General features: G+C 56.5%; 14 protein-coding genes. 4 read left to right on the top strand and 10 right to left on the bottom strand.

Features of this window, described 5'->3' with window-relative positions; genetic code table 11:
- The first annotated feature begins 58 nt into the window (after positions 1-58).
- The 4 genes from recC to HC757_RS01055 all read left to right on the top strand — a co-directional run bounded on the left by recC (position 59) and on the right by HC757_RS01055 (position 10806).
- Positions 59-3616 carry an exodeoxyribonuclease V subunit gamma gene (gene recC / locus HC757_RS01070; RefSeq protein WP_169562407.1) on the top strand — a complete coding sequence of 1186 codons (3558 nt, stop codon included), beginning with the start codon at positions 59-61 and terminating at the stop codon, positions 3614-3616.
- A 3-nt stretch (positions 3617-3619) separates the two neighbouring features.
- Positions 3620-7336, top strand: coding sequence for an exodeoxyribonuclease V subunit beta (gene recB / locus HC757_RS01065; protein WP_169562406.1), 3717 nt, complete (start codon positions 3620-3622; stop codon positions 7334-7336).
- A complete protein-coding gene (recD, locus tag HC757_RS01060; protein WP_169562405.1) occupies positions 7333-9384 on the top strand; it encodes an exodeoxyribonuclease V subunit alpha in 2052 nt (683 codons plus the stop codon). The genes recB and recD overlap by 4 nt, the downstream gene beginning before the upstream one ends.
- Before the next feature lie 405 nt (positions 9385-9789).
- Positions 9790-10806 carry a D-alanine--D-alanine ligase gene (locus HC757_RS01055; protein ID WP_169562404.1) on the top strand — a complete coding sequence of 339 codons (1017 nt, stop codon included), beginning with the start codon at positions 9790-9792 and terminating at the stop codon, positions 10804-10806.
- A 108-nt stretch (positions 10807-10914) separates the two neighbouring features.
- Here the strand turns inward: HC757_RS01055 and HC757_RS01050 are convergent, their stop codons facing one another.
- The 10 genes from HC757_RS01050 to HC757_RS01005 all read right to left on the bottom strand — a co-directional run bounded on the left by HC757_RS01050 (position 10915) and on the right by HC757_RS01005 (position 21880).
- Positions 10915-11505, bottom strand: coding sequence for a GNAT family N-acetyltransferase (locus tag HC757_RS01050; protein ID WP_169562403.1), 591 nt, complete (start codon positions 11503-11505; stop codon positions 10915-10917).
- Positions 11506-11695: 190 nt separating this feature from the next.
- The gene (locus HC757_RS01045; protein WP_169562402.1) at positions 11696-11938 is read right to left on the bottom strand and encodes a hypothetical protein; all 243 of its coding nucleotides are present in this window, start codon (positions 11936-11938) and stop codon (positions 11696-11698) included.
- A gap of 177 nt (positions 11939-12115) precedes the next feature.
- Positions 12116-13108, bottom strand: coding sequence for a hypothetical protein (locus HC757_RS01040; protein WP_244622994.1), 993 nt, complete (start codon positions 13106-13108; stop codon positions 12116-12118).
- Positions 13109-13214: 106 nt separating this feature from the next.
- Positions 13215-13430, bottom strand: a complete 216-nt coding sequence (locus HC757_RS18985; protein ID WP_169562401.1) for a GDCCVxC domain-containing (seleno)protein — start codon at positions 13428-13430, stop codon at positions 13215-13217.
- A gap of 264 nt (positions 13431-13694) precedes the next feature.
- Positions 13695-17057: a hypothetical protein gene (locus tag HC757_RS01030; protein ID WP_169562400.1), complete on the bottom strand. Its 3363-nt coding sequence runs from the start codon at positions 17055-17057 to the stop codon at positions 13695-13697.
- A gap of 263 nt (positions 17058-17320) precedes the next feature.
- Complete coding sequence (locus tag HC757_RS01025) at positions 17321-18115, bottom strand: hypothetical protein (protein WP_169562399.1); 795 nt, start codon at positions 18113-18115, stop codon at positions 17321-17323.
- 142 nt (positions 18116-18257) lie between these two features.
- Entirely contained in the window at positions 18258-18518 is a 261-nt protein-coding gene (locus HC757_RS01020) for a hypothetical protein (RefSeq protein ID WP_169562398.1), read from the bottom strand.
- Positions 18519-19508: 990 nt separating this feature from the next.
- Positions 19509-19814: a hypothetical protein gene (locus HC757_RS01015; protein ID WP_169562397.1), complete on the bottom strand. Its 306-nt coding sequence runs from the start codon at positions 19812-19814 to the stop codon at positions 19509-19511.
- A 278-nt stretch (positions 19815-20092) separates the two neighbouring features.
- Positions 20093-21100 carry a lipase family protein gene (locus tag HC757_RS01010; RefSeq protein WP_211164217.1) on the bottom strand — a complete coding sequence of 336 codons (1008 nt, stop codon included), beginning with the start codon at positions 21098-21100 and terminating at the stop codon, positions 20093-20095.
- Between the two features lie 183 nt (positions 21101-21283).
- A complete protein-coding gene (locus tag HC757_RS01005) occupies positions 21284-21880 on the bottom strand; it encodes a DUF6795 domain-containing protein (protein ID WP_169562395.1) in 597 nt (198 codons plus the stop codon).
- Between the last annotated feature and the right edge of the window lie 15 nt (positions 21881-21895).

Raw genomic sequence — 21895 nt, 5'->3', positions numbered from 1 at the left:
TTGAATGCGGTAAATCAAACACATAGAATAGTTTGAATTGCACCTTGCCGAGTCGCCCATGCTATATCTGCTCCAGTCCAACCAGATGGAATCCCTGTCGCAACAACTCGCGGCCATGTTGGCAACGACGCCCGGCGGCGCCAACCCCTTGGCTCAGGAAGCGATTCTGGTCCAGAGCCCTGGCATGTCGACCTGGCTCAGGCTGGAGATAGCCAAATACAATGGCATAGCGGCTGCGCTGGAATTCCCCCTGCCCTCGAGCTTCACCTGGCAACTCTGTCATGAGTTGCTGCCGGACGTGCCCAAGGAAAACGCCTTCACCAAGGCCGCCATGACCTGGAAACTCATGGCCCTGCTGCCCGACCTGCTGGATGACGAGGCCTTCAAGCCGCTGCGTCACTACCTGACCCCGGATGCCGTCCTGCCCCCGGATGCCGAGCTCAAGCTGTATCAGCTCTGTGGCCGCATCGCCGACATCTTCGACCAATACCTTGTCTATCGCCCCGACTGGATTCTCGGCTGGGAGCGCAACGAATCCCCGATCAAACTCGGCGCAGATCAAGCATGGCAGCCGCTGCTCTGGCGGGCGCTGATCCGGTTCAACGCCCAGGTGCTGGCCCAGAGTGGCTATCACAGGGCCAACCTGCATCAGGCCTTGATCGAGGCGCTCGACAACCAAGCCACCTCGCTCGCCGCCCTGCCGCAAAGGCTATTCGTGTTCGGGATCTCCTCCATGGCGCCACAGACCCTGGAAGTCATCTACCACCTGGCCAAGCGCATAGAGGTGGTGATGCTGAGCCTGAGTCCATGCCAACATTACTGGGGCGACATAGTAGATCCGCGCCAGCGTGCCCGGATGGCGCTGCAATACGCCGACAAGAAGCAGCTGGCCGAACATTGGCAGGACAAGCTGGAGGTGGGCAATCCCCTGCTGGCCAACAACGGCAAGATGGGCCGCGAATTGCTGGATCTGCTGCTGGAGTTGCCCGCCGAGCATACGGACTTCGGCTATGATCTCTATCGGGATCCCGGCGTCGACAGCCTGTTGCATGGGGTGCAACACGACATACTCGAGATGGAGACCCTGGGCCAGAGCCTGGGGCCGGACGCAGAGCTGTACCTGAATGTCCATGGCCGGCGCCCGTTGGCCAGTGACGATGACTCCATCACCCTGCGCAGTTGCCACAGCCCGCTGCGGGAAGTCGAGACACTGCACGATCACCTGCTGGCACTGCTAGAACAAGATCCCGGGCTGCAACCCAGAGACATAGTGGTGATGATGCCGGATGTCGCCGCCTATGCGCCTTACATAGATGCGGTATTTGCCGCCAAACAGGGGCAGCACTACATAGCTTACGCCATCGCCGACCGCGGCGCGGCTCAGGAATCGCCGCTGATCAACAGCTTCCTGCACTTACTCGGCATACACCAGAGCCGTTTCGGCCTGACAGACATCATCAGCATACTCGAAGTGCCGGCCGTGCTGCGCCGCTTCGATCTGCTCGAAGAAGAGCTGCAGCTGATCCGCCGCTGGCTAGACAGCGCCGGGGTGCGCTGGGGCCGCGACGAGCAGAGCCGAGTCGACCAGGGTCTGGCCGCCTTCGGCCAGAACTCCTGGGCCTTCGGCATCCGCCGGCTGATCTTGGGTTATGCCCTCAGCGACGATGCGCCCCTGTACCAGCAGCACCTGAGTGTCGAAGGCATAGAAGGCCAGGCCGCCCAGGCCCTTGGCAAGCTGCTCAACTTCATCGAGCGCCTCGACCAGCTGCAGCAACAGCTGAGCGTCAGCCTCGACAGCCGCAGCCGTCTGGTGCAGCTGGAACAGATGCTGGCGGATTTTTATGCCGTCGACGAGGATGAGCGCCCGCAACTGCAGGAGATACGCGAGGCCCTGGTGAAGCTAGGCACAGAGCTGGATGACGCCGGCCAGCAGGCGGATCTGGGCATGGCCGTGCTGCAGCACTGGTTCGGCAGCCACCTGAACGAATCCAGGGTCGGCCAGCGTTACCTGGCCGGCAGCGTCAACTTCTGCACCCTGATGCCGATGCGTTCCATCCCCTTTGGCGTCGTCTGTCTGCTGGGGATGAACGACGGCGTCTACCCCAGGGTACAACACCCGATCGGCTTCGATCTCATGGCTCACCAAGGGGCCCGCAAGGGAGACAGATCCCGCCGCCTCGATGACAGATACCTGTTTCTCGAGGCCCTGTTGTCGGCCCGGCGACAGCTGTACATAAGTTACCTGGGTCATAGCGAGCGGGATAACTCGGAGCGCATTCCCTCCATGCTGGTGTCTGAACTCATCGAGTATTGCCAGCTCTGCTACCTGCCACAGGGCCTTACGCCGGAGGTCACGCCTCAGGACGCCGAAGCGGCCCTGTTGCAACACTTGGTTTGCCTGCAACCCTTGCAACCGTTCGACGAGCGCCTCTACCTGCCCAACGGCGTCGACCCTGGCCAGAATGACTCTGCCGTCAGTGCCGAAGCCCAGCGGCTGCAACCCAGCTACAGCCGGCAATGGTGCCCGGCCGGTGCCAGAGACGCGACGGAGCCGCCCTTCATGGCAGCCGACGCCGGCATAGATCTGAGCGGGGATGACGAGCTGCTCGGCGAACAGGCAGCAGAGACAGACGGTGAGGCGCAGCCGATCGAACTGTCGGCCCTGGTGCGCTTCTTTCGCAATCCGGCGCAGTATTTCTTCAACCGCAGCCTCAAGGTGGATCTCGGGCTGAAGATCCAGGCCGAGAACAACGACGAGGCCTTCAGCCTCAATGCCCTGGAGCGGTATCAGTTGCAGCTCAAGCTGCTGGACGACGCCATAGGCCATCACAGCGAGCTCGTAGACGGCGAACTGCTCGAACGCCTCAAGGCCGGCGGCAGCCTGCCGATGGCGCCGTTCGATAACCTCTTGCTGCACCAATATCAAAGGGATCTGGCGCCGCTCATAGGCCGCAGCCTCTACCTCAGGGGCGAGGCAGGCAAGACCCGGCATCTGGACATAAGGCTGAAGCTGACGAGCCAGGATGATGGCAAAGGGATCACCTTGGTTGGCCGCATCGACGACCTAGCCGCCAAGGGGCTGGTCAACTATCGTCCGGGCACGGCCCATGGCCGGGACTTGGTGCGCCTGTATCTGCGCCACCTCTGTGTCAACGCCATGGGTCATGGCTGCCACAGTTATCTGCTGGATGTTGGCCATTTCCACGCCCTGGCCCCCCTCAGCCAGGAGATGGCCAAGGCCAACCTGACGCAACTGCTGGCGTTATTCATTCAGGGTCAGCAACGGCCGCTGTGCTTCATGCCGCGCACCTCGCTCGCCTATGCCGAGGCGGAGGGAGATCACCAACAGAGACTCCTGGCCGCCAAGGAGCAGTGGCTGGACGAACAGAGTCAGCTGGGCGAAGCCATGGAGCCCCATTACCAGAGGCTGTTCAGCTTCCCCCGGGATTTCAGCGAACAGGAGTTCGGCGGTCTCGCGCTGGCTATCTGCACCCCCTTGCTGAGCCTGTACCACAAAGACCCACTGGCCAAGCTCGGCGACTATGTTGACAATGCCGGGGGGGACAATGTCGGGATAGACAATGCCGGAATTGAAACCCGCGGGGGCGAGGAATAAGCCATGTCGACAGCACAAGTACTCAACCCCCTGACCCTGCCCTTCGGCGGCAGCCGCCTGATCGAGGCCAGCGCCGGCACAGGCAAGACCTATACCATCTCAGGCCTGTATCTGCGGCTATTGCTCGGCGACGGCATTCCCCAACCGCTCGGCTGCGAGCAGATCTTGGTGGTGACCTTCACCAATGCCGCCACCCAGGAACTCAGGGACAGGATAAGACGCCGCATCCAGCAGGCATTCAAGTGTTTCCTCGGCCTGCCGACCGAAGATGTGTTCATTCGCCAGTTGTATGAGTCCATCCCCGAGGCCGAGCGCGCCACCGCGCTCAAGCGCCTGGATTTGGCGATCAAGTCGCTCGACGAGGCCGCCATCTACACCATACATGGCTTCTGCCAGCGGATATTGTCGGACATGGCATTCGAATCCTCGCTCTTGTTCGAGTCCGAATTTACCCTGGACGACAGCGAATTTTTGCACCATGCGGTGCGGGATTTCTGGCGCGAAGCCTGCTACCCCCTGAGCGAAGAGCTGGCGCAGATCATCGCCAAACAATTCGGCGATCCCGACAACCTGCTGCGCAAGTTAAGGCCCTTGCTCGGCGCCAGCCAGGCCGAGCCTAAGCTGCAGCCCGTTGCCTTCGTCCCCCTGACCCAAGAACTGAGTCAGAGTCTGAGCCGCTTCAGACTGGTTTGGCCGAGGGAGCGGCAGGCCTTGCTGGAACTGCTGCATGAGCTGCCGCTCAACGGCGCCCGCTTCGGCAAGGCGGCGGACAAGTACCCCAAGCTCGGCGCCATGTTCGATGCCCTGGATAACTGGGTCAAATACGGCAACGGCCTGCCGGACGACAAGGTGCTCGATGCCCTGTCCCTGTCCGGACTCAAGCTCAACAAGGGCGGAGTGGTGCCGAGTGCTGACGAAGCGCCGCTGCTGGCCCACATAGAGCGGCTGCACCAGTTGATCGCCGCCGTGGCGCCGGCCTTCCTGGCCGGCGCCAGGGACGGCATAGACAGGCGTTTTCGCCAACAAAAACAGCAGCGCAACCTGCTGACTCCGGACGATCTGTTGCTGACCCTGAGCGAGGCGCTCGCGGCCAATCCGGCCAGTCTCGGCCAGGCGATCGCCAGTCGCTTTCCCGTGGCCCTGATAGACGAGTTCCAGGACACAGATCCGCTGCAATTCGCGATCTTCTCCGGCATCTATCAACAGCAACCAGCCGCGGGTACCCCCCTGAGCCTGCTGATGATAGGCGACCCAAAACAGGCCATCTATGCCTTTCGCGGCGCCGATATCCATACCTATATCCAGGCGCGAAACGAGACCCAGGCGCACTACTACCTGGAGACCAACTACCGCTCCAGCGCCAAACTTGTGACCTCAGTCAATACACTGTTCCAGCAGTCGGGCGATCCTTTCCTCAGCCAGGCCATCCCCTTCGATGCCGTCGCCACCCCGGCGAGCGCCGCCGGCAAGTGCCTGACGGAAAGCGGCAGCGACGGCAGTGCCTTGCGGCTGCGACTGCTCGCCGAAGACCCGGACAAGGGGCTCAACAAACTCACCGCCAGGGCCAGGCTCGCCGACGATGCCGCCGCCCAGATAGCCAGGCTCCTGACCCAGGCGCAGCAGGGCCAATGCCATATCGCCGGCCAACCGCTGAAGGCCAAAGACATAGCCGTGCTGGTGCGCGACAGAAACGAGGCGGCGGTGATGAAAGAAGCCCTCGGCCGCCGTTCCATAGGCGCCGTGTTCCTCAGCCGCGACAGCGTGTTCGACACCCTGGAAGCGCGGGAACTGGCATTGGTCCTGGCCGCGCTGGCCAACCCCAGGGACGAGCGGGCGCTGCGCAGTGCCCTGGCGACCCGACTGCTCGGCTTCGATGCGCTGCAGATCCACGGTTTCAATCGGGATGAAGAGCGCCGGCAGACCCTGCTTGGACAATTCTTCGAGCTCCATAACCTCTGGCTGCGGCGCGGCATAATGCCGGCGCTGCTGAACCTGGCCAACGATACTGGCCTCATCGGCCGCCTGCTGGCCAGTGACGACGGCGAACGCCGGCTGACGGATTTTCGCCACCTGGCCGAATTGCTGCAGCAGAAGGCCACCGAACTCGATGGCAGCAGCGCCCTGGTCAACTGGTACCAGCAACAGCTGCTGGAAAACAGCGGCACCGACGAGCAGCAGCTCAGGCTGGAGAGCGAGCAGAACCTGGTGCAGCTGGTGACCATACACAAGAGCAAGGGCCTGGAATACCCTGTCTGCCTGCTGCCCTTCGTCAGCCTCGCCAGGGACAATCGCCGCAAGCCGGCGCCCATGCTATACCATGAGGAGCAACGCCTGCTGTGGGACATAGAGGGCAGCGACGAAGGCTGGCAAGCCTACAAGCGCGAGGTGTTGGCCGAAGACATACGCCTCCTGTACGTGGCGCTCACCCGCCCCGTGTATCTCTGCTATCTCTATGTCGCCAACCACAGCAAGGTCACCAAGGTCGCCGGCCTCAGCAGCCAGCTGCACGAGACGGGCATAGGCTATCTGCTGGGCATAGACAGCAAGGACTGCGACTTCGGCCGCATCCAGGCCCAGACCCAGAGGCTCGCCAGTGAGGCCATCAGCATAGAGTCCATACCGGACGAGATAGCACAGACGCCACTGGCCGACAACCGCCCCGAACACGGTGAACTCGCGCCCAAGCCCCTGAACCGCCCTCTGAGCCGTCCATGGCGGGTCGGCAGCTACTCGGGTCTGGTGAAAAACCTGCCCCACGAGCGCACCAGCCCCGGGGCCGACGATGAGAGCTTCGATCCTGCCCAAGACCGGCTGCAGCCGCAGAGCCCATCCGAGGCTGAGCCCGGCTCGCAGGAGCAGAGCCGCTTCAGTTTCGAGCGCGGCGCCAATGCCGGCAGCTTCATGCACCTGGTGTTGGAGCTCATCGATTTTACCGCCGCTGACCCCGAGCTGGAGCGCCACCTGCCCCAGGCCATGGCGCAATACGGCATAGACCCCCAATGGCAACCTCTGCTCAAGGACTGGTATCTTGATCTGCTGCACACGCCACTCAGGCTGCACTGTCCACTCAGACTGCACAGCCCACTCAGGCTTCCCAGCACAGAGTCACAACAAGCCCAGACAGCAGACGAGCCGCTATGCCTGAGCCAACTCTGTGAGCGCCAGAAACTGGTGGAGATGGAGTTCTATCTGCCGCTGGCGCGCCTCGATGCCGGCGGCCTCAACGCCTTGTTGACTCAATTCGGTTATGGCGGCGAGGCCAACGGCTATCGCCACGAGCTCAGTTTCGATGAACTCGAGGGCATGCTCAAGGGCTTCATCGACTTGACCTTCGAACACCAGGGCCGCTTCTATATCTGTGACTATAAGTCCAACCATCTGGGCGACGACTTCAGCCACTACCGGCAGAGCGCCATGACCCAGGCCATCCGCAGCCACAGATACGACCTCCAGTACCTGCTCTACACCCTGGCACTGCACAGGTATCTGGGGGCCCGCCTGACAGACTATGACTACGACAGGCACATTGGCGGCTGTTACTACCTGTTCCTGCGCGGCATGTCGGTTGCACATCCGGATGCCGGCATCTTCTACGATAAACCGCCCAAGGCGCTGATCCAGGCACTGGACGCCCTGTTTAACGGCGAGCCGCCAACGTCTGTCGCACAGGAGGCCGCTCCCCAGGCCAATCCAGGCGCTCAAATGGAGTTCAAATTATGATCCACGCAGCCGCCCCCCTGCCCCAGCTGCTGTCCCAGTGGGAAGCCCAGCGACTGCTGACGCCGCTCGATCGCCACTTCGCCCTCGAGCTTGCCGCCGCCCATGGCGAGACAGAGGAATTATTCCTGCTCTTCTGCGCCCTCCTGAGCCGGCAGTTGTCCCAGCAGCATACCTGCCTGGTGCTGGCACAGGTGGATCTGGCCAACCCCATGCAGGAAAACCACAGCCAATGCCGGATCTTGCTCGAGCAAGATGCACTGCAACGGGTGCTGGCGGGATTCGCCGCCGTTGGCGATGCCGACAGTCACAGCCCCCTGATCCTCGAAGACGGTCGCCTGTATCTGCAGCGCTATCACCAGTTCGAGACTCAGGTGGCGGCCAGACTGCTCAGCCTGGCCAGTGGCACCATAGCCACAGAGCAGCACAGGCTGGCGCCGACCCTGGCACTACTGTTTCCCGCCCAGGCGCAAGGGCTGGACTGGCAGAAGATTGCCACCGCCACGGCGCTGACCAAGCAACTGGCGGTGATCACCGGCGGCCCAGGCACGGGCAAGACCACCACTGTCACCAAGCTGTTATTCCTGTTGCAACTGGAGCAGGAGCTCAACATCCGCCTGGTAGCGCCGACGGGCAAGGCCGCGGCCCGCTTGAGCGAGTCGATCAAGGCCTCCAAGGCCAGGCTCGCCTCTGAGCTGGAGCGCGATGGCGCCATCTTGCCCGAGTATCGCACCGCATTGCAGCGGATCCCGGAGCGGGCCGCCACCCTGCACCGCTTGCTGGGGGTGATCCCAGATTCCCACCGCTTTCGGCACCATAAGGGCAATCCGCTGCGGCTGGAGCTGCTGATCGTCGACGAAGCTTCCATGGTCGACTTACCCATGATGCATAAGTTGCTGCAGGCGCTGCCGGATGAAGCCAGGTTGATCTTGCTCGGCGATCAGGACCAGCTCGCCTCGGTGGAGGCCGGCGCCGTGCTGGCAGACATCTGCGCCGGCCTCAGGCTGTCGCAGCTGCAAGGCAAGGCCGGCACCCAGTGGCGCATGCGCTATTCCCAGGCCCAGGCCGAGCGCTTGTCTTCCCTCTGCGCGGCGGATCTGACGGCATTCGTCGACCCTGAGCCCAGGCTGGGCGACAGCCTTTGCATGCTGCTCCATAGCCACAGGTTCAGGGGCGATGCCGGCATAGGGGTATTGGCAACGGCAGTCAACAACGCCGACAAGGGCGCCATCATGCGCGCCTGGCAACATGGCTACCGCGAGCTTCACTGGTTCAACCATGAGTTTGGCGCCGCAGGCAACCCGGCCCAGAATGCTCAAGCGGCGAATAAGGGCCTGCAGCTGTTACTCGAACAGGCGGTGGCTGGCTATGGCCAGTATCTTGGCCTGATCCACGGGCGCGGCGCCGGGCAGGCCGACAACCTGGATGGGCAAGTCCCTGTCGCCGCCGTCAACAGGGACGCAGACACAGGCACAGACACAGGTGCCATAATAGAAACCTTCAACCGCTACCGACTGCTATGCGCCATGCGCGCCGGCGACTACGGGGTCGAAGGCATCAACAGAAGCGTTACCCAAGCCTTAACCCAGGCCAAGCTGATACAACCCCAGCAAGAGTTTTACCTGGGGCGGCCCATCATCATCCAGAGCAATGACTATAATCTCGGGTTATTCAACGGCGACATAGGGCTTGTCCTGCGGGACAACGACAGGCCCGAGCGGCTGATGGCTCACTTCGTCAAGGCCGATGGCAGCATACTCAAGGTATTACCCGCCCGCCTGCCGAGCCATGACACTTGCTTCGCCATGACGGTACACAAGAGCCAGGGCAGTGAGTTCGAACAGGTGGCCCTGGTGTTGCCGCCGAGCCCCAGCCCGTCCCAGTGGCAACTGCTGACCAAGGAGCTTGTCTACACCGCCGTGACCCGCGCCAAACAGAGTTTCAGCTGCCTCGGCAGTCAGGGCGTGTTCGAGCGCGCCTGCATGCAGGCGACCCAGAGGGCCTCGGGCCTGGCCCATAGGCTGTGGCAGCAGGAACAAGACGGCTGTTGAGGCAAAGCTTGGGGAAGCCAGTTAACATGGGGAAGGTGATAAAGAGGGTAGTTAAGAAGCCAGCTGAGAATGAGCACCGGGGAAAGTGCTACCGGAAGGTGTTAAAGAAGTTAGTTCTATGCCGGCGTTAAGCAAGGGCGCCTCTAAGCAAGGGCGCCGGGCCAACCTAGGGTAAGGGCGGGCACTATTTCGGCATTTACGCCCCAGGCCCTTGCGCTGTGGCGCCGAGGATCATTAAGATGGCGCCATAGCTTGCATATAGCGTTCGTATGACTTTTGCACTCTTGCTGACCCGCTGGTCCGCATGGGTGCGCTACTCGTATTTTTCACGGATATCATAACGTCACGGATAACCGGGCCGGATGGCCCTTCTCCCTTATCCGGACAGTCGACTCAGGAGTCACAATGTCAAAAATCAACCTGCTATTGCTCTGTGGTGGTGGCGGTGCCGAGCACGCTATCTCACTGCTTTCGGCCAATTTTTTCGAAACCTCGCTGGCAAAGTCCCCGTTATTCCAGGTGCTCAGGGTCGAGCTGGATAAGCAGGGCCATTACCATACCGCGGCGGGCGAGGGCTGCGAGCTGACCAACAGACGCGAAATCCGCTTCGAAGACGAGCATAAGGCCCCCTGGCCAGTGGACTATGTGATCCCCTGCATTCACGGTTTTCCCGGCGAAACCGGCGATATTCAGTCCTACTTCAACCTGATCCAACTGCCCTACTTCGGCTGCGAATCCGAGGCCAGCAGCAACTGCTTCAATAAGATCACCGCCAAGATGTGGTTCAGCGCCCTGGGGATCCCCAACACCCCTTATATCTTCCTGCATCAGAATGATGCCGAGGCATTGCAACAGACTCGGGCCGCCTTGGCCCAATGGGGCTCAGTCTTCATCAAGGCCGCCTCCCAGGGCTCGTCGGTAGGTTGCTACAAGGTCGATGATCCAGACAGGCTGGCACCCGTGCTGGCGGAAGCCTTCGACTATGCCCCCTATGTGGTGGTCGAGCAGACCATAAAGGCCCGCGAGCTGGAAGTGGCTGTGTATGAGTACCAGGGGGAAGTGATCGCCACCCTGCCGGGGGAAATCATCTGCGAGGCCAACAGCTTCTACAGTTTCGATGAGAAATACGCCAAGAATAGCAAGGCACGCACAGATGTGGTGGCTCAAGGCTTGGCCCCGGAAATCAGCGAGCAGATCCGCAGCTACGCCATCAAGGCCTTCAAGGGCATGAAGCTGCGCCACCTGTCACGCATCGACTTCTTCCTCACCCAGGATAACCAGATCTTGCTCAATGAGATCAATACCTTCCCCGGGCTGACGCCGATTTCCATGTTCCCCAAGATGCTGCAACATCATGGTCATGATTTTACCTATTACCTGGTGCAGACCATAGAGGCGCAGCTGGCCAACCCAGCCGGCTGAAGCGCCGCAGCGCCCAGTACAAACACTCAGGCCCGGCATCTGCCGGGCCTGTTCATGATTGAAGCCTGTCATGTCATCGCATGGCACTGTCACCCGCAGGCACTCAGCCTATGCCGGCTTGTCTATCTTCACCCGATAACAGACTTCCCTAAACCAATGTGACCCCATGGTCTTGCCATGCCGTATGCCTATGATAGAGGCGCCGAGATGCTCGAAGAAGCCTCTCGCGGAGCTATTGTCTTCATACACCCAGGTATACACATCGCTGCAGCCTCTGGCCGCCAACATGGCGAGTCTCCTGGCAAGCAAGCTGCGGCCCAAACCATAGCCTTGATACTCGGGCGTCACATAGCCACGGTATAGCTCCCCGGCATTGGGCTTGATAATGTCTCCCAGAGGCGGATTGTAGTCGAAACGGTACATGCCGCAGGCCCCGCAGGCGACTACCTCACCTTCATCCTCTATGATGATGGCTTCCTCTTCAGGCGCATTGAGCAGAATAGTGCGCCAGAGCTGCTCGAAGTGTTGCTGTGTTCCCTGTTTAAGGACAGGATCGGGCAAGAATGACTGAAAAGCCTTGAGCCAACTCGAGCGGGTGACGCTGGCCATTGCCATAACATCGGCCAACTTGGCCTCACGCAGGTGGTACGTCGACGCCCAGTCAGGCACTACCGAAAGCATTCTCGCTTGATTTTCCATGGCAAAATCTCCCTGTCTATCGCAATGACACTATAGCAAGCTACCCAGCTTCCACGTCACACTACCCCATTGCTTGATTGATGCGCCTGAGCGCGTAGTACATCTTGCAGCGACTCTTGCAGAGTTGCATCAAGTGAATTTGTTGTTGAGTTCCACGACTTCGGCTAGCGAAAGCCTGTTCTGGTACCCGTTATGCGTCCGGCTCTACCTTGAGCGGAGCGTTATTACTGCTGTTTTCCGCCCTGCCGAAATAGTAACCTATCACAAGACCGACGAAACCGGAAAATACCGACGAGAATGCCTTCAATATTTCTATCGCATCGTTGGTTTGAAGAAAGCCAGTGATCACCAGAGACACGGTCAAACAGGCAACCAGCGCAAAACCACCCACTAAAATAAAAGCCAACCAAGTTCTGGTACGTTCAGGATCCATAGTCACTGCCCTCTGAAATATCCATTTTTATCCCCACAAGTCTAAGTCCTCACACCTCACTTACTGTCCCTTGCAGCCACCTTCAATATAGCGCCATGCTCAGCATCCAAGACATTCGGCATAAGCCGCTTTGGGTCTCTGGCCTTTCAACTAAAATAACCCCGGCTCACAGCCGGCTTAAATCACCTTGGGTAACTGCAGGTAGGCATGCACAGCCAAATCCCTGAATGTCATATCAAAGTAGCACCCTTTTGTTCGGTAATCCTGACAATATTCGAGAGCGCCACCGCCACAGTGTAAAAAATCATTGGCAGTCAGTGGCTGCAAGGCCCGCTTCCAGCGAGCGGCAATGGACTCGGGTGGGGGCGGCAAATCCGCTAAGATGGCCTCGGAGACAGTAAATCGGCTCTCCATGGCTAACGCCAGCATGTCATCGTTAGCCGCGGCTAACCAACTGGCGTTGTTTTTGCCGACACAAAGCAATGGCAGCAACGGCGCAAGTGCCGGACATACCTCATTGCGGTAGATGTCGACCTCCCAATAGGCGCGGGCTATTTTAACAAATTGCCCGAAGCTGGTAATAGCCGCAAAACCAGAACCGGCCAGCGGCAATATCTCCACTTTGGGCTTATGCGGATGTACTGTATCGTTGGCCACGTCGATATACCATAGGTCTAACAGCATCGCGCTTTGAAAGTATTCGTCGCGCAGTGAGCCCCAGGCTTTTTTCAGCACGGCTCCCCTGTCCAAGCTTTGTTTAATCAGCGCCAGCCCAGGCCATTCAGGAGCGGCTATCTGAGCCAACAGCTCGCGATACACGCCATCGCGGATTTCCTTGCAGCGCCCCAGTGGATAGGCTTTACCCGCAAAATGCGGATACACAGGCGCAAGCTGTAAATCGACTCGCAGGCGAAGCCGGGTCAGATCTGAGGCTATGACCTGAATTTCCGCGGCTGTTAACCCCAGATTTGAAGATTGAGGCTCTCCCATCCCTGCCCCCCAATACTGATTTGGTTGAATGACATCCACCGCCGGCAACCGCCCTAACGGGCTGAGGCGACATTTCATGCGCACAAACTGATGCGCAAAAAGCGCGACAAATCCCTGAGTCGACTGCTTGGGCGCACTATAAGCACGCATAAACAATGGATTAAAGTAAATTGATACCATCAAAGCGACAGAGAAGAAAGCAGAAAGAAGAGAGGAAAGCTGAAGACACGCTGATTTGAATTTGAATTTGAATTTGAATTTGAATTTGAATCAGTTAATGCCGGCTCTATTCGTGCCGGCAAGCGCTCCCCTGCTGAATTGACGGACACTTGACCGAACCATAAGAACAGAAAACACAGCAATCACCCGCTTTAGGCCGCATCACGGTGGAACAGGACTCGCACTCATAAAAAAAGCGGCAGGAATCTGTCGGCATAGTTTCAGTTTTCATATGACCGCAAACCGGACATCTGATTGTCGATTCCAAAATGATCTCTTTCATCACCATACATGTCCTGTCTTTCCGGGTGAGACCAACCTTCTCATACCGTATTCAATACGGCCTACAGGTGCAAATATTTATCCAGTGGGAGGTCCATATACGTCCAATTCTCCGTTGCTGCCTCACATTTAAATTCAGCGGCCGGCAAAAGTGTAGCTTTTGACGACCGCAGGAATAAATTGTCAGGCCTATTGGATATCCGCGAATTTTCGGTTCTCATGCGGCGTCATACGGGAGCGTCCTATTGTGTACCTCGGCTGTGGTTCACCAACGATAGAGCAACAGGATAAGAAGCAGCACCAACGCGATCAGGAAGCCGAACAACAGACCTCTAGCGAAGGGCTTATTCGGCTCTGGTGGTATGTTGTCACAAGGTGCGCCCTCGCCGCCCGACCAAGGCAGTTGTGGAATAACGCCGTCCGGCGTTGCCGGCACGTCGAAGGGATTGCCGCCGAGTGCTTGCACCTTGGCGGCCAGCAGCTCGACATAGTGTTGCAAGACCTTGCGCCAGGGGCTTTTCCGTTGAACCAACGCCAACCGCCATTGCATGACCGACAGAATCCGCATTTGATCCAGCAGCATGTCTTTTTTGGTTGATACCGGCATGCCCAACTGGAAGGCACCAATGGTTTCGCGCCAGGTGCGCGAAGCAGCGCGCACCTTTTCGTCGGCGGTGGCATCCGGGTATTCGATGATCACGCCGTGCTCATTGGCCAATTCAAAGGCCGACAGATCTGTCATCAGCACACGGTTCTTACCTAGATTGAAGATGCCCGGTTTTGTCACGTCGTCACTGCTAGCCATGTTATCCGGCAGGTCCGCGATCAGCCTGTGTGCTTCGGCCAACGAAATTTGCTGTAGCTTGGGTTGCAGAGGCTTGGGACCACGACCGCGGGTGCTGATCTGGCGGACCGAGACATCGAAGCGCTGTCCTTTCTTTATGCCAAGCGGAAATTCCACCGAGATCACACCAATTTGCCTATGCAGGCTTTGCGGTATAGGTATGTAACGGATACCCCCGGCGGACATTTCGATGGTGTGCTCATCGATTGCCTCGATCTCGTTACGCGCATACAACTGCTCCGACAGCTCGGCCACCTTCCGCGCATTCCAGCCCGGAATATAGATGCGCAGCATAGTGCCTGCGGGCGTAGGTTCGGACCAGTCGAGCATTAACTCATCCGGCCACAAACTCGGGCTGACCGGGTTCGGGGTCGCCTCGATCTCGAAGGTATGCGACGCAGTGCGCGATGCATCCAGGCCAGGATTGGCGACCGGTAGGAATGCGATATTGCGCTGGGACAGCTTGTCCGAAGTCCACGGTGTCGAACCATTGGGAATCGGCGTCGAGGCATATTCGATTTGCGCAACCAGGCATTGATGTACGCCGTTGAGCAGCGAACGCAGCGACGGTTGTATCATTGCGCCGGGAATCAGGCCAGGATAGGGATCGTCCAGATTGTTGTCGAGCAAGGCGCCGAAAAACTTGAAACTCTCGGAGGCAAGGATGTCTTTCACATTGGCCGTGTCGTTCTGCGCGCTGGGCATCGCGTCGCGGCCGCTGGCGAAGCAGGGAAAAGAGATCCACTCACTGCCGCTGGCCACCTTGCCGGGCAAGGCGATAGGCGACACACCTGCTGTTTGCACATACCCCTCGATCGGCACGCCCGGCGACGATTCACGATAGGTCAATGCCGCCGTGGTCTGCGTGGTGAAAATGCGGAAGAACATGCGCACGTCATTGGCATCCGCGACGCTGCTGTTCAGCCGCACACGCGCCAATGCAAAATTGTAAACGCGCCGCCCGGTCATGGTGGTTTGCGGAAAGGGGCTCAGCGCCGAGGTTGCCTGGGAGCCGGACAGCGTGCTGAACTGTGCGGACGTAATGGTGTTAGCCAAACTGCGGATGAAGTTGAGTGCGTCCGTGCGCGAGGCCCCCATAGGCAAACTTGCTCCGCCTATGCCCGGGGCGCTTTCGCCCTCGACCACGTGGAATACCTTGACGTCGGAGCTGAGCCAGTTCGTTTCGTTGCCGTCGGCCAGATCAAGCATGAAGGGATTGGCAGACTTCACCAACTGAATGAAGGCCGAATCGGTCAGCGACGTAGAGGTCATGGTCGGCGACAACGAGGCATCGACCACGACATTCTGGACATCTTCCGGAAAACCGAACGCGTTGCCGCTAAAGCGCAGACGGAATTTGAAGGTGAAGCGCTGCACGCGATCTGACTGCGAGGGATCATCGCTGGCGACGAAGGTGGGCTCGATAACAATAGGCGCACCCGCTACCGTCACTATGGGCGCCCAAGGCACCGGACCGATAATAGCACCCGGCACCGGTGGACTGCCGGGAAACTGGCTCGGCTTTAGGCCATCGATGGTTACCAGGATCGCTTCGGCGAACTCCGTGCCGGAAGGCGCTTCGTCCTGGCTGAAAGTACTACGTTCGAGGATCAACTGCATCACAGGCCTGGGCCGGGCAATCCAATTGGTGATATTGACGTACACGGCCTTGATCGTATTGAGCACGGCAGGATTATCGTTAAAGCCGTGACCGTCTTGCGCGGTCGCAGTGGCGCGCATCATTGCCTGCGCCGTCGTCACAGAGGAATCGCCGTTCAGATTGATGTCGATATAGTGATGAAAGGTCGAGCCGGTGACGACGCGGCCAACGCCCGCGACCCGCCCGTCATATACGCTGAGCGTGTTCACAGTCTTCGGCGTCGCGATGGCATCGGCACCGGGCAAGCCAATACCCCCAAACGAAAACTCGCCCGCCGGCGACGACGCACGACGCGAGGCATTGCCGAGCACTTGACCTGTGGCTATCACCTTGGGTAATTCACGGTGACTGAGGTTGTCTTCACGAAACTCCGCTTTTGTTGTATCGCCGTAGGGCGAGTTTTGCGAATAGTCGTACCCAAGTACTTCGCCCAGCGTTTGGCCCTCGTGCATGTGGTCGGGATACACTACGACATCGGCATCGCCGTACCTCAGGATGGGATGAGTCGGCGCAATCGGCACTATGGGTTGCGGTAACGTATCGGACTGGTTTTCAAACCAGATAAAGGGTGCCGGAAATTCGCTATAGTCGCTCGCCGGGTTGGGCTGTGTGGTATCGGCTCTATTGGAGGTCAGTGGCGGAAAATTGCGCGGAAAAGCTGGCGGCAGGTGCGATGCGGCACTGTCCGCAGAGCCATACCAGCAACGCATCGCACGCACTCGCGGAATTTTTCCACACATCTCCGCACCCAGGCTATAGTGGTCACCGGTGGCAAACACGCCACCTTGGTTGTCCATGTAGTTGGCGATGGCCGTGAGCTCGGTATCGGGCAACGCGCCCGTCGTACCGCCCAGGCCTTCGGCCGATATGCCTTCATCGCCGATCATCCAGATCGCATCGAACTCGTCGAGCGTGTGTCCAGCCGGCAGTGCATCGAAGTGGAATGAATCCCAGCCCATTGTCGCCGTGTCGTCCGCACTACGATTTGCCTTGGTCACGTCCATGCCCGCCGCGACCAGCGTATCAACCAGGATGGTAACAGTGAAGTCGAGTATCCCCGCGGGAGTAGCGCCATCCGCAAATCGAAAGCCGCCGTCAACGGCTATGAGTACTTTGGTTGTCATGGGATGTCTCCTTGGACTTTTGTCACAGCTGCGAAAAATAATGGGAATGAGAAATCACCGCCGAGTTCGACAGTCTCAATGAACAAAGTGCTTGGTTTCAGGGCTTGCGGCTCTACTTGAGCTAGTGGCCGCCTGACTCTGACGATAGCCTTTCAGCTCCAGCTTGCTGCCAACTGCCGGAGTCGTCGCTCAAGCCAACGCCGTCAGTACGGGAGAGGAAACCAAAGCGAAGCGGCAGTTTTCACTTCCCGTGCATGGCTTTGTTACGTACTTACCCCAACACCAAAAATCAAATAGTTAGATTTTATTTCCTTGCTATTGTCTTTATTTATTAGCGTATTTTTTGTATACATGATTTTTGAAAAATCAACCTGATCTTCTGATTCTATAATTGCGTAAAAACCAGTTGAAAGCCTGTAACTTCCCGGAACGGTTGGTTTAGGATGTAGAGCTAGTGGCTCACTCCATAGTGGATCATCACCGACTTTATCCGAACCAAAAACATCTTGGATTCTGTTTGCGATATTAGAAGCGAGCATCAAATACTCTTTCGGGTTGTATGGACCAAGATCAAGTACTTCACCAACGCCAGTATCCTTAAGTAAATTCGCCAAACTGTTAGGGTCTACAACTTCATTATCAACCTCTGTTAGTTCAACATTGATGCTTAAAAAGTTTTTTAAAACTAAATTTGTAAACATGGCTTTATAAGTAAAACCACCGGCAGACTGATCCTTCTCCACATCAAATAATTTGTGATATTTTACTTTTATAATCTCTCCACTACTTTTGTCATTTCTCCCATGAATATGTGTTGGTGACATTGACACTAGAACTTCATATTTCCTATCAGCGCGCAAACCAAGAAGAGTTCTTCTTTCCGGTGCGTTACAGATATGAAGTCTCATCAATCCCATATCGACGCCTGATTTTAAGAGTTTTTCATCTGGAATAACTGAGGAGTCTTTTGCAGAAATTAAATTATACTCACCAGACAAACTATAGTTGGACAGACTGGCCTCTTTTACATATCCAATAGACAGCATTCTTGTAGTCATTACTTTATCCTCTGGTAATTTATTCCCTTAAACTACTAGATAGGGTTGGGGTGCCTATCCAACCGCATAACGCCCGCCACACGAGCTAGCAACCTATTGCTAGTCCAAATTCAATGTCTGCACTAAGTCACTTGTCAGACTTTTAATCACAATAATATACGCGAATTTTGTCAGGCGTTTTTCCATCACCTTTATAGGTAGTCCATCCTCCATTGCTACTACAAGAATCTCCATTAATTCTTGCCTCTAAATAATAACAGAGCTTACGAGTTTGCAACACCTTCAAATCTTTAGATAATGAACTAAGGTTTGACTCTAGCTTTAATATTTGACTATCCAAATTCCCTTTAGTCTTTTCAATTCCTTCAATCGCTTTTTTCGACGAGAGCTCAATAAGTTGCACAGCCTATTTTTATCCTCTTTGAGTGAAGCATAGTCTTTGTCATTTTCTATAGCTTATAATCTTCCGTCTAACTTACCTAAGTATAAGGCTCCTGAAACAATAGCTAAAAGAAGTGTTACAACAACCCCTATTTCAACTTTTGACATCAGCTTCTCCTTGTTGCCTAATATTATAGTAGTGCGCATGCACATTTGTACTTTTCAATAACAAGTACGATCCATCTCAAAGTCGAAGGAAAAGTCCAACACTGGATTGTTGCACCGGCGGCCTTGGGCGAAAGGGGTCTCTTCGGCATCCGTGCCCTGGCGATATTAGTGTATCCATGGATGCATTCGCGGCGGACTGCATGGCGCCTGATGCAGGGCATTGGCTCATATCCAGTCACGCTACCGCCCCTGATGCTGGGCTTCCAGATGCCGCGGTATGCTTTCGAAGATCTGAGTCTCTTATTGGTTTCGGCTGCATTTATGAATTTGATACTGGCTTATCTCAAATAACCAACGGCATACATAGTTGCAGCTAAGCAATCAGCCTTGACTGGCCGCAGCGGCAGGGTATCTACACAAGGAAAGGTAAATGAAAGGACGAAATCGAATAGATTGATGCTGCTATCATCCTGATAACTAACTTTCTTCCATGGTGATTGAATCGCCGTAGCGGGTGAGTAACCCCAAACCGAATTTGCTCTAATCAGGAGTATAGAACCAAGTTGACACTTTGCGAGCCAATCTTACAAAAACACATTTGGATCGGCTGATGCTGCCCAGCACTTCTCGCGCTATGGCACTGACACTATGGCTATCTATGACTATGGGCTTATGGGGCTATGGCACAGTGGGGAGTGAGTCTAATTGGGGCTGGCGCAGAAACCGAAATGCCTTGGCCGAAACTGAGGGAGGTGGAGAAGATGCGACAGGCAGGGTAACATCAGGCGCTATTTGTATCCCTGTCTGTTAAAGCTGAACTTTTTGAATCAACCGGCACGAGTCATTAGACTTTTTTCTCTATAAAAAACCAAATGTAACCAAAATATGCGGCCGTAAACGCCAATGGCATCACATACCAAAGATAGGCCATTTTGCTTGCGCCAAAATGATAGAACAGTATCCCAAGGATAGCGCTCATTACGCAGCAGGCCGGCAGTACGTAAATCGCAGAATTTAAAACAGTATAATCCAAGGGTGTCGGCCGATGACTCGTCCCGATAGCACTGAAACCCACAGCCACCATGAAAAATAAAACATAAGCCAACAGACTTTGAACAATTGTTCCGGCAATCACCCAGCTTAAATCCATAATTCATCCTCAGATCCATTAGGATCTTGCCTGAACACAATGCCCAGCTGCAGGAGTCGGCTCCCGCCATTGCACCGGAGTCAACGCAACCTGAGCCCCCTTAGATGCACGGGAAAAACATCAGATGTAAAGGCATAGGCTGTTACTCATGCATGGCATTCATCCCCCAGGCCTGGCGTGCAGGCGCAGGGGATGAGTTCAAAACCGATAAATGCGCTGTAACCCTTCCTGACTATGCTGTACAGCTAAAAGCGGCACAGGTAAGGGAATGGACGACACTAGCTTCTATGCACCCATGCCAATGCTTCTCTCACACCGGCATAAAGCCGCTTGAGCAGCATATCGAAGATGGTGCGTATGGTTTTATAGGTTAAATCTGCCACAGTGGTGACTACCGCACCGGCAAAAGCCAGCATATGCCCCAGCAAGCCCTTAACATCCGATGCGGCAGACTCACCGGCGCGGGCGATTTGTTCCAACGTCTGTGCCACCAGATCATAGAAGGTTGCACCGCCGCTGATCGCCGCTTGGACTGTTATCGCGGCCAGATGACCCGTTTCACGCAATATGGTGACTAACGCGGCGCTCAGACGTTCACACCAGTAATCACTGAAACTCGCCTGATGCCGGTTCGGGTACTTCAATTTTACCGGCTGCAAGAAATCACTCGCTCGGGTTCGCAGCCTTCCCCAATCCTCGGTATTGGCCGTTGAGAGATAGCCTGGAACGGCACCAGTTTTGGGATCCATGCCATGGGCCGCAATACTCAGGCCCTGGGAGCTGTCCAAACGGTACTCGACTCCTTTATAGGGCGAATGGATGAAGGGCCACAGCGGCACCTTAGGCACAAGATCGGCCCCATGGGTACACCTGAAGATCTTATTGACACTCGCCGTGTTCTTTATCGAAAAGCCGCTCAGGCCGACCCTGGGCGCACCGAAGGTATAGAGATTGACATTGTCTGTGTAATGGCCGGCGACCCAATCTGCGGTCAGGGTCGCAATGGCGCCGCCCAAGCTATGGCCGACGCAGTGCACAGCAGCGCCCGGGTTACTGCTGCGCCATTGATCCAAAAACACCTGAAATTGCGGTCGCAGCGATGAGAATGCCCGCTGAAAGCCCGCATGCACCGGCTGCTTATTGTCCGCCATTCGAAGGCCAATCTGGGCATTGGTACTCCAGTCGGCGGCGGAGGTAAATTGGGTGCCGCGAATCGCAATAATGGCATCGCCCTGGAATCTGTCTTTCCCCACGCCCATAGCCGCGAAGCCAGACTGCCTATCCAAGATAAAACCGCCGGTTTTACCTATACCACTGCGCTGAAACTCAAAATTATTTCTAATATACTGAGTACCAAATCCAAGACCAGATGAGTCGCCAATTAAGTCGTAAACACTGGATGATAGCTCAGAGGCCAATTTTGGGGAGAGCATAGCCATAAAACATTCCTTGTTCTGTTGTTGATTAACTTACCATTCACCGTATTTCTTACGCTTTTCGACTTCGATGGCTTCCAGTTCGGGCCAGCGGCAGATACTTTGAACTTCATAACGCACACTGCCATCGGGAAATTCTTCATCGATGATCTGATGCACCATTTCAGGATCGACCAAGTCGCAGTTGAGCCTTGCCAGCCGATCGACAAAATAGGCAATATGCTTGACCCCTCTCGACTTGGCTCCCCAGATGAAGGCATCTTCGTATGCTTTGTATCTGCCATCATCCAGCTTTATCATTTGAATTATTCTATTTTCTACGAATAACCTATTTGGATGTTTGGATTTCATCGTCAGTTCGGGAAAGGTAAAACGTCCCTCATCATCTGTGACCGTATAATCCCATGCCGTCTCATCCATGGCGTCAACATAATTGTATCCCCGCTTCAGCTTCAAGCCCGCGGCGGCCTGCCCTTGGTGGGTGATCCTGCCCGATACCGCAGGGAACACTTCAACCTCGACACTTTTCTTAAATAATCCCAACATGGACTCCTCCGAAAAACCGGTGGCGACAAACAAGAGCGCCGCCAATGGTAACAGCCAGACACTCATACGATACGGCATATGCATACTTAGCCTCGTTGC

It is taken from the genome of Shewanella salipaludis (assembly GCF_012911865.1).
Lineage (GTDB): Bacteria > Pseudomonadota > Gammaproteobacteria > Enterobacterales > Shewanellaceae > Shewanella > Shewanella salipaludis.
Note: the sequence above shows the minus strand (reverse complement) of the source record. Positions and strands in the feature narration are given on the sequence as shown.

Excerpts from the sequence above, each read along its gene's own strand:
- recD (WP_169562405.1), top strand. The coding sequence starts at position 7,333 with ATGATCCACGCAGCCGCCCCCCTGCCCCAGCTGCTGTCCCAGTGGGAA.
- HC757_RS18985 (WP_169562401.1), bottom strand. The coding sequence starts at position 13,430 with ATGAAAGAGATCATTTTGGAATCGACAATCAGATGTCCGGTTTGCGGT.
- HC757_RS01005 (WP_169562395.1), bottom strand. The coding sequence starts at position 21,880 with ATGCATATGCCGTATCGTATGAGTGTCTGGCTGTTACCATTGGCGGCG.
- HC757_RS01045 (WP_169562402.1), bottom strand. The coding sequence starts at position 11,938 with ATGGATCCTGAACGTACCAGAACTTGGTTGGCTTTTATTTTAGTGGGT.
- HC757_RS01040 (WP_244622994.1), bottom strand. The coding sequence starts at position 13,108 with ATGGTATCAATTTACTTTAATCCATTGTTTATGCGTGCTTATAGTGCG.
- HC757_RS01015 (WP_169562397.1), bottom strand. The coding sequence starts at position 19,814 with ATGGATTTAAGCTGGGTGATTGCCGGAACAATTGTTCAAAGTCTGTTG.
- recC (WP_169562407.1), top strand. The coding sequence starts at position 59 with ATGCTATATCTGCTCCAGTCCAACCAGATGGAATCCCTGTCGCAACAA.
- HC757_RS01025 (WP_169562399.1), bottom strand. The coding sequence starts at position 18,115 with ATGACTACAAGAATGCTGTCTATTGGATATGTAAAAGAGGCCAGTCTG.
- recB (WP_169562406.1), top strand. The coding sequence starts at position 3,620 with ATGTCGACAGCACAAGTACTCAACCCCCTGACCCTGCCCTTCGGCGGC.
- HC757_RS01055 (WP_169562404.1), top strand. The coding sequence starts at position 9,790 with ATGTCAAAAATCAACCTGCTATTGCTCTGTGGTGGTGGCGGTGCCGAG.
- HC757_RS01050 (WP_169562403.1), bottom strand. The coding sequence starts at position 11,505 with ATGGAAAATCAAGCGAGAATGCTTTCGGTAGTGCCTGACTGGGCGTCG.
- HC757_RS01030 (WP_169562400.1), bottom strand. The coding sequence starts at position 17,057 with ATGACAACCAAAGTACTCATAGCCGTTGACGGCGGCTTTCGATTTGCG.